Source organism: Lysinibacillus sp. BPa_S21 (assembly GCF_023337795.1).
Classification (GTDB): Bacteria; Bacillota; Bacilli; order Bacillales_A; family Planococcaceae; genus Lysinibacillus.
Map to the genome: position 1 here is coordinate 298,643 of NZ_JALIRS010000006.1, position 8,887 is coordinate 307,529.

Below are 8,887 nucleotides of genomic sequence, written 5' to 3' on the forward strand. Positions count from 1 at the left end.
TCTAATAGCCAACGAAGCTATTGCTGTGAGAGAGTTCATACTTCAGCGTGTTATCAATTTAATGTATAAAAATGAACAATTGATTGGGATGAATTATTTATTTTACGGATTTGGCTTAATTCAGATGTAACGAAGTTTATTCGTGGAAAATGTAACAGTTTTTCACTTACATCTAACGCCGAATCTAAATCTTTATCAAAATGCGTTTTTATACTAGAAATTTCAGATTCCATCTATAACACCTCTTCTTTCCTTACATACCGTTAGAGCATTCTGAATAGTAATTAGTTGCATAAAATTAAAATATTTTTATTATTCTATTTTAATCTAAGTCTGGTTACAAAGCAGCATTCTATCGCTATTTGAAACAAGAGCAAACACAACACCTAATAAGGTTGTGCTTGCTCTTGTTTATTCATATTTGCCTTAACGTTGTAAATCCACATTTTTCTAAAGGGACCCCGTTTCAATCTAAATGCTTCACCAATATTTTAAAACAGATTTATCAATTGTTCTATATATTATGTAACTAATTAAGAAGAGTCGAACATACAAATTTACACGTTCGACTTCTCAAATATTCCCGTTCTAATATCAATAATATATGTATTTATTCTTCAACCAACATGTATCTTGATTCTGTAACAACCAGCTAAATTTGTCACTCTAATGAATATTTTTTATGAATATTGGACAAGTCTAGATCGAACGATAATTAGCATTATTCAAACGAATAATCCCCCTTTGAACGATAAATTATGGGAAACATCCGATAATTAGAAAGCTGTGACCAAAGTATTTATATTATGTAAACTAAAATTATTTGGCGTGGAGGAGGGCTTGAATATGCCAACTTCCCATAATATCTAAATAACATATACATATAAGATTCGATATTAAAAAGCGTCAATTCAAAAATACACGAAGTATATCACAAATTAACATTAAATGTTTTTTAGGAAACTTATCTATAAAATCCAGCTAGTAATCCCATTATAAAAGTAGCTAAAGCACTAATTGATACTACACATGCAGCTTATACAGGCGAACCAGTAATTTGAAAGGCTAAATTTGCTAACGCAATCATTAATTTACGATAAATAAAAAGACTCCATTTTGAAAAAAGATTATCAAAATGGAGTCTAAAAAAGATCGATTATTTTCTACCAATAGGCTTTGGATCTACAGGTTTTTCTGGTTGCTCTGGCCTTTCAGGTGTTGCTCTATTGCTACTGGTTGGGATTTCCGCCTTTTAGAACAAAAGCAGTTTTACTTTCCACACCTGTAGCAGATATAGACTTTATACCATATGTGTATACTTTACTATTATTGGCAATAGTATCTACATAAACAGTATTACCTTGTGTGTTATAAACCACGTCTACTATATTTTTAACGTCTTTATATGATCCTTCTTTTGTTCCCTCAAATCGGTATATTACATATTTCCTTGGTTGAGTACTATTTTTATCTGTAATAGTAAGCTTCATGCCGAAAGACTCTTTACTCAATTTAACATCAGTTGGACATAAAGGTATTGCAGAGCCTTTCCAATAAATTGTAGGTGTTAAAGCTTTATAATTGTATAGTTGCTGTTTTAGATAAGAAGCATATCCAAGAGCGTTATTGTTAATACTTCTTAGAGAAAAATGCATTTGTCCTTGAGCATTTTTATTTGCTCTGTTGGCGATTACTTGGCTGATAAGTTCCGTCTTATTATTCCATGCAGTATCAGAATCATTTCCAACTTTATGATTGGCCATGCCAATATATAGATTTATAGGATGGACTTTTGCGTACGTTTGAACTTCTCTTCCCCACCAATCTAATAAAACAGAGTAATTTGCTGCTTTATGATTTCTAGACCAATAGATTTGAGGCGCAATATAATCGATACTTCCATCTTTAATCCACTGTCTTGTATCAGCATAAATATCATCGTAGTTACTCATTCCATTCGTGTTACTACCAGTCGAATCTTGTCCTTTGTTTCGCCAAATTCCAAACGGAGATATTCCATATTGAACATGAGGTTTAATTGCCTTAATGCTTGCATAAACCTTTTTTACTAATTGATTAACATTATTTCTGCGCCAGTCTTCAATATTATTGAATGAGCTACCATACTTTTTAAAAGTTCGTTGATCTTGAAAAGTCTCTCCTTTTATTTTATAAGGATAGAAGTAATCATCCATATGTACAGCGTCGATATCATAGTTGCTTACTAATTCTTTTATGGTTGATAATAAGTAATTTTGAACTTCCGGCAACCCAGGATCTAAATAGTATTGTTTACCGTATTTCACTACCCAATTAGAATTTTTACGGGCTACATTATTGGCAGCAAGATTAGACAAAGATTGCGAAGGCATAGTGACCCTATATGGGTTTACCCAAGCATGAAGTTCTAAGCCTCGCTTATGTGCTTCGTCTAGCATTATTTGCAATGGATCAAAACCCGGATTGGTCCCTTGTCTATTGCCTGTTATATACGATGACCATGGAGCAAGCTTAGACGGATACAGTGCATCATTTAATGGCTTAACTTGAAAAATAACTGTATTAAAGTTATCAGCTTTTAATTTGTCTAAGGTACTTTGAACCCATTGAGTATATTGGGTTTTACTCATACCAGCCTTCATATCAATATTAGATACTGTTGCAATCCAGGCTGCACGCATTTCATTTTGAGGTAGTGAATTAGCTGTAGCCTTTTGATTTGAAACAGGGATAAGTAAAAGTAAAACAAAAAAAGTTACTAAGCACTTTCCAAAAAAATTTTTAAACATAAATAATGAAATCTCTCCTTTTAGTTCTCAGCTATTAAAACCTAGCTGTTACTATAACCTAAGTAAATACCATTTCAGCCTATTCTATAAAAGTAGGAACTGATTTATCCTTCTAAATTTTGTCGGCAGGCCCCCCTATTGGTAATTTCAAATTGTTTGCGAAGCTCGTTGGAAAATTTTATTCTGTTTCTTCGCTCACTATATAATACCACAAATCCCCAATTATTCTCCCTTCACCGGTAATTTCCATTTAAAATCATTTGGTCAATTGTTAAGTTTGTTTGATAAAGTGGACCATAACGGTGGAAGGTTTGGAAGAAATTCTTCACAAGATAAACATCAGTTTTAACATAAACGTCCAATAAAAAAATCATCTCAAAGGATAACTGAAGAGATGATTTTTATAAAACTTTATTATTTGTTTATCTTAGGATACATAACTGCACCAGCTGGTCCGGTTCAGATAATAATATAGTCAAAGTATTGATGATAAAAATTTGAATCACTCATCACTGTAATCCCCTTTACGGAGATGGCGATTAGGACTTGGCTCATCCTCGTCATGATACTTTTTACAGTCACAATATTTATGGCCATGATCGCAGCACTGAGTAAATGAATCGTCCCGGCATACGCCTGGAATAGGGATGCATGGATCAAAATCATGATTTTGAAGTACTTGGTACGGGCGCATCATATCATGATCTTCATGTTCAATGATATGACAATGCCATACATAAGTTCCGGTAAACGGACCAAAACGTGCAATGATACGGGTAACTTCTCCAGGGTTTGCACGTACGGTATCTTTCCAACCCATTTCATTCAGATCCGGTTTCTTTGCTTTCCCTACCTTAATGATATTCCCATTTTCATCCACGGTAATTGGTGCTCTATTGAGAATCTGAAATTGAACTAGATGCAAATGTATCGGATGGGTATCGGGGGTTAAATTATAAAGTTCCCAAATTTCTATTGTTCCATTATATGGTGTTTCTGTAATGGGATCGGCCCACATCTTGTTATTGAGTTCAAACAACGGTCGGCCAAATTCATCAGTAGTTTCTACTAAAAAGTTTTTTCTAACATTTATAGCATCTTTAGGTTCGAGTTTTTCAAAGCAACTTAATCTTTCTGGTACTGTACTTGTATCCGGCTTGGAAGATTTTTGTTTAACTTTAAATTCCATAATTTGCGAAAGATCTGGAGAAGGAGGAACTCCATCAGGAAAAGGTGCCGGAGCATCATTTGTCAGTATGATATTCTGCCCTCTATGTTTTGAAAAATCAATAATTACATCTGCTCGTTCTGCCGGAGCCAGTATGATTTCAGAGACCAGTACAGGTTTTTCTAATAATCCGCCATCCGTACCAATTTGAATAAAATCTTGACCAGAACTCAATCGCATACGGTAAAAACGGGCATTAGAACCATTGAGGATTCGAAATCGGTATTTTCTCGGTTCAACTCTAAGGTAGGGCCATATTTTTCCATTGACTAAAATTGTATCTCCAACAAAACTCGGAACAACCGATGGATTCGGAAGATCAGGATCTATTGGAGGTGGTGGTTGTGGTGCAGGTGGTGGTTTTTGTCCGGGCTGGGAGGGATAGAACAGTTGACCGTCATCATAGAAGGAACGATCCTGGATAACTAATGGAATTTCAAATTCACCTTGGGGAAGATTTAGTTTTTCTTCTTCCTTGTCTCGAATAAGGTAAAACCCTGCTAACCCGGCATAAACATTTAATCGAGTGATTCCAAGGGCATGGTCGTGATACCAGAGAGTTGTCGGACGCTGACAATTCGGATAGTAGTAAACTTCATGCACGAATCTGCTGCCAAAGTTTTCAAAGTTTTTGGTAAACCATGCTTCTGGATATCCGTCATTTTCAGGGCGAACTCGACCCCCATGCAAGTGAACTACCGTTCTGACAGGAGGTTGACTTGGTTCGGCACCGTGAAGAGTCGTATCCACTGGCAGAAGGTGTGTAAAAGGTAGTTTATTTTCCCACTTCACAAGAATGGGATGGTCCCTGAGAACATCAAATGTCGGCCCGGGATACAAGCCATTATATCCCCAAACTGTTGTCGGTGGTAAGGCCCGATGTAGCTTTTGTTTTATCTGCTGCATCAACACCTCATAGTAAGGGATTCCATCATGTATTCCGGTTGGTTTAATAATAGGTGGAATCGGTAATGCATCAATAAACTTTTTTAATTTCAAATTAATTGCCTCCTTATCATTTTTATATAATTTAATTCAATAGTCATTGTTAGACATAGAATCATGTTGACTTACTTTATTAAATGTATAAGCAGATAAAAATGTTTAGGCAAAGGAGGAAGGACAACATAAAAGCTCTAATTTCTTCTACTAAGACGCCGTTAGTTGAGTTAAAGGTAATTAGTTTTATTGAGATAAATGTTTGTAATCAAATATTTCAATTTTGAAACCGTAAGTACATTTATCCATATCAATCTTGACACTATAACAGGGTGAGGAAATACTACCTTAACATCAACTAGATTTTTCGAAGGAATTTTAATTCTTACCGGAATAAATCAAGCAACCTTGTATCGCAATATAAGGCAATTTACTTTGTATCACACATTTCACAAAAAATGTCCCCTTTCCACAATAAGCAGACATTCTTATTAAAAATAAAGTTTCTAAAATGACTGGTCATGGAGTTCATTCACTTCGAAGCAACCCTTAAACCCATTGGTTACTCCGAAACATTTCCAAATGTTGTTATTAGTAACCATAAAAACTTTAATGTCATATAACTTATCTCAAGCTTTTCTAGAATTAAGGATATAGACCTAACCAAAGAGAATATTCATAGTAAATAAAAAAATGTTTGTGATATTCCTTACTTAGGAATAATAGAATCAAATTTATAAAAGAAAAACTCTTGTGATACTTCTTAAGTGGTAGTGGTAACTGGTGGTGCAACAGGAATTGGGAGTGCAACCTGTTTAAAGTTATCTTCTCTAGGGACTAAGGTCGTTATAAACTATTCAAATTCGGTACAAGAAGCACGAATACGTTCAATCAATTATCAAATCCTGGGCTATTGCATAAAGCCGATATTAGTGACGAGCATCAAACGAAAGAAATGATTCTGGCTTGTATTCAAAAGTTTGGAAAGTTAGATTATCTCGTTAACAATGTTGGTATTACGCATCAATTGGCTATGATTTTGATGGGGCGACTGATTCAATCTGGGATAAAACTTTATGATGTAAAAGGATAAGATTCAGCAATTGTTAATGTTGGAAGTATAGCAGGAATAACCCGCTTAGGCTCCTCGGTCCCATATGCAGTAACAAAATCGGCTGTTCTTGGACTAACAAAATCACATGCGTTTTCACTATCGTTAGGCATAAGAATTAATTGTATTGCTCTCGGTGCTGTCGATACAAGATGGTGGAAAGGAAATGAAGAAAAAATGGAAGCCGTAGCTGGAAATATTTTATTGAAAAGGATTTCCACTCCTGAGGACATTGCTGAAACCATTTGTTATACACTTCTTCAAAAGTCACTAACAGGACAAATCATTACAGTAGACAATCGGCAAACTATGTAAGAATAGATTTCCTTTTTATTAAAAGTATTGAAAAGATGTTTACTGTTAATAAAAATCCATTAGTAAACTAACGGGTTCTGTTTTGAAGTACAAAAAGCAAAATCGCAGGTTAAAAAGACAATTAATTAGCATACAAAAAGGTACTGGAATAATTCGCAGTACCTTTTTTGTACAACTTAACGAGCGTTTAATTCTTTGAATACTTTTTGATGACAAATAATAAAGGATGTTTTCGTATAAATTTTCGATTCAGTAAATATCAAATCAATCTTTGCTAAAGGCTGTTTTCTCAAAGATTGTTACTGTTTTAAAAAAAAGCAGATTTAATCTACAAAACCAACGTGTAGAATAAATTCTGTCTTTTTTTGAATCGAAAATTTAACTAAAGCACCCTGTTACTTCAATAAGGGGGCTCGTCAGATTTATGCGGATTTACAACGATAAGACTTCAATTTTTTATACACGATTTTATTCATCAAAGACTATGGTGCAACATTAATTCAAATGCTTCAAAACCTTTGCTATGACTGACTTTTAACAAAAGTGATTAAAACAACACTTAAACAATATTCATAAGATAAGCCACGAACGTTGATTTCACAACATTCGTGGCTTTTTGATGTGTTTCCAAACTTTGATTTGGGAACGGTTATTTGATTTATTTTGTATGCTTTATAAATCCTAGTGAAATTTAAGCACGCGTTAGCTAATAAAGTATCTTTTCATACACTTCTAACCAGTTAAATTTTTTTGGTCTTGCGATTTTCAAGAAAATTGAAAATTGAGTATGATACTATTAAGATTACCCCAATTAGGAATGCAATAAAAAAACCAAATATTCCTATAAGACCGACCCATCCAATCGTGAATGTAAGGAAAAATAGTGCATAACAAAAACCAACTATTATTATTGCAATAGGTACGTTAAAAGGAAATAATCGTTTCCAACCCAAAGCTAAAAAAGACGAAATTGAAAGTATAGCAACTGAAATGATTGTGTGTAAAAAGAACCAACGGAATTCCGCACGAGATTGTCCTTCTTCACCATAAGTAGTGTCTGTATTTAAGTCATATAGCGTAATTGCTGCTGTAACAATACCCACCAATACAATGGTTGTGAAAGTTGTCCAGTTTATCGTTTTTAAAATGTTTTTATTTTTCATTTTACCCCCTAAAAAATTTATTCTCCTGCTGGTATTTCTATATTCTTTTCTTAAATTCCTTCTTCTTAAGTAACTTGCTTCGTTAGTTAGTTGAAGTACAAACCTTCCCAAAGTGTCGTTTGGTAACAATTCTTTCCTTAGCCACTATAAAAAAACTTGGTGGCTTTTATATTAGTTTCTTACTCGAACATCCAGTCTTTTCTAACATTAACCTGCTTTTTGTGTGATTCTCATTATCTTAGCAAATTGTTCAATACGTTCCGATTTTAGAGCACGTTCTCCTTTTAACATAAATACTACAACTGTTTACACACCCGATAATATTAAAAGCATCTGTAAATCGATAACCAAGAACCTGTAAAGGATATCTAAAATAGCTTTTAGCCGTTATTTATTTTGGCGCAATTACTTCTTTACCACCCATGTATGGTCTTAAAACTTCAGGAATTACTACGCTTCCATCAGCTTGTTGGTAGTTTTCTAAAATAGTAGCAACTGTACGTCCAATCGCAAGACCTGAACCGTTTAATGTATGAACATATTCTGGTTTTGCATTTGGCTCACGACGGAAGCGAATATTTGCTCGTCGTGCTTGGAAATCCTCAAAGTTAGAGCAAGAAGAAATTTCACGGTACATGTTTTGTGCTGGGATCCAAACTTCTAAATCATATTTCTTCGCTGCAATAAATCCTAAATCTGCAGTACACATTTTTAGTTTACGATACGGTAAGCCTAGTAATTGCAGTACTTTTTCAGCATGACCTGTTAACAACTCTAGCTGTTCATAGGACTCCTCTGGTTTTACAAAGCGTACTAATTCTACTTTGTTGAATTGGTGCTGACGGATTAAACCACGTGTATCACGACCCGCAGAGCCTGCCTCTGAACGGAAGCAAGCGCTGTATGCTGCAAAGCCTTGTGGTAATGCATCAACAGGTAAAATTTCATCACGATAGAAGTTTGTTACAGGTACTTCTGCCGTTGGAATCATGAAATAATCTGTTTCCTCTAATTTAAAAACATCTTCTTCAAATTTAGGAAGATTTCCAGTACCCGTCAAGCTATCACGATTAACAATGACAGGTGGTAGTATTTCTTCATAGCCATGCTCCTCTGCATGTAAATCCATCATAAATGTCATTAATGCACGTTCCAAACGGGCTCCAAGCCCACGGTAGAATAAGAAACGGCTACCTGTTACTTTTGTACCTCGTTCAAAGTCAACAATCTTCAAATCCGTAGCAATATCCCAGTGTGCTTTAATGTCAAAATCAAATGTTGGAATCTCGCCCCACGTATACTCTTCTACATTATCGTCCTCTGTTGTGCCAACTGGTACAGA

General features: G+C 34.7%; 4 protein-coding genes and 1 pseudogene. 1 reads left to right on the forward strand and 4 read right to left on the reverse strand.

The genetic code is table 11. The features are described from left to right. Positions 1-1,229: 1,229 nt before the first annotated feature. Entirely contained in the window at positions 1,230-2,789 is a 1,560-nt protein-coding gene (locus MOK21_RS14605) for a glycoside hydrolase family 10-like protein (protein WP_249074714.1), read from the reverse strand. Positions 2,790-3,291: 502 nt separating this feature from the next. Beyond that, complete coding sequence (locus tag MOK21_RS14610) at positions 3,292-5,016, reverse strand: multicopper oxidase family protein (protein WP_249074715.1); 1,725 nt, start codon at positions 5,014-5,016, stop codon at positions 3,292-3,294. A gap of 707 nt (positions 5,017-5,723) precedes the next feature. On the opposite strand from MOK21_RS14610, the pseudogene MOK21_RS14615 reads away from it, so the two are divergent. Further along, positions 5,724-6,382 (forward strand): annotated as a pseudogene (locus tag MOK21_RS14615) (SDR family NAD(P)-dependent oxidoreductase). Positions 6,383-7,122: 740 nt separating this feature from the next. On the opposite strand, the gene MOK21_RS14620 reads toward MOK21_RS14615, so the two are convergent. After that, positions 7,123-7,545 (reverse strand): RND transporter, encoded by a 423-nt coding sequence (locus MOK21_RS14620; protein WP_249074716.1) that lies wholly within the window; start codon positions 7,543-7,545, stop codon positions 7,123-7,125. Between the two features lie 391 nt (positions 7,546-7,936). After that, positions 7,937-8,887 (reverse strand): serine--tRNA ligase (gene serS, locus MOK21_RS14625; protein ID WP_249074717.1); only part of this gene is annotated, 951 nt, incomplete at its 5' end.

Bases quoted from the DNA above. Each gene is read 5' to 3' on its own strand.
- MOK21_RS14605 (WP_249074714.1), bottom strand. From the start codon at position 2,789: ATGTTTAAAAATTTTTTTGGAAAGTGCTTAGTAACTTTTTTTGTTTTA.
- MOK21_RS14620 (WP_249074716.1), bottom strand. From the start codon at position 7,545: ATGAAAAATAAAAACATTTTAAAAACGATAAACTGGACAACTTTCACA.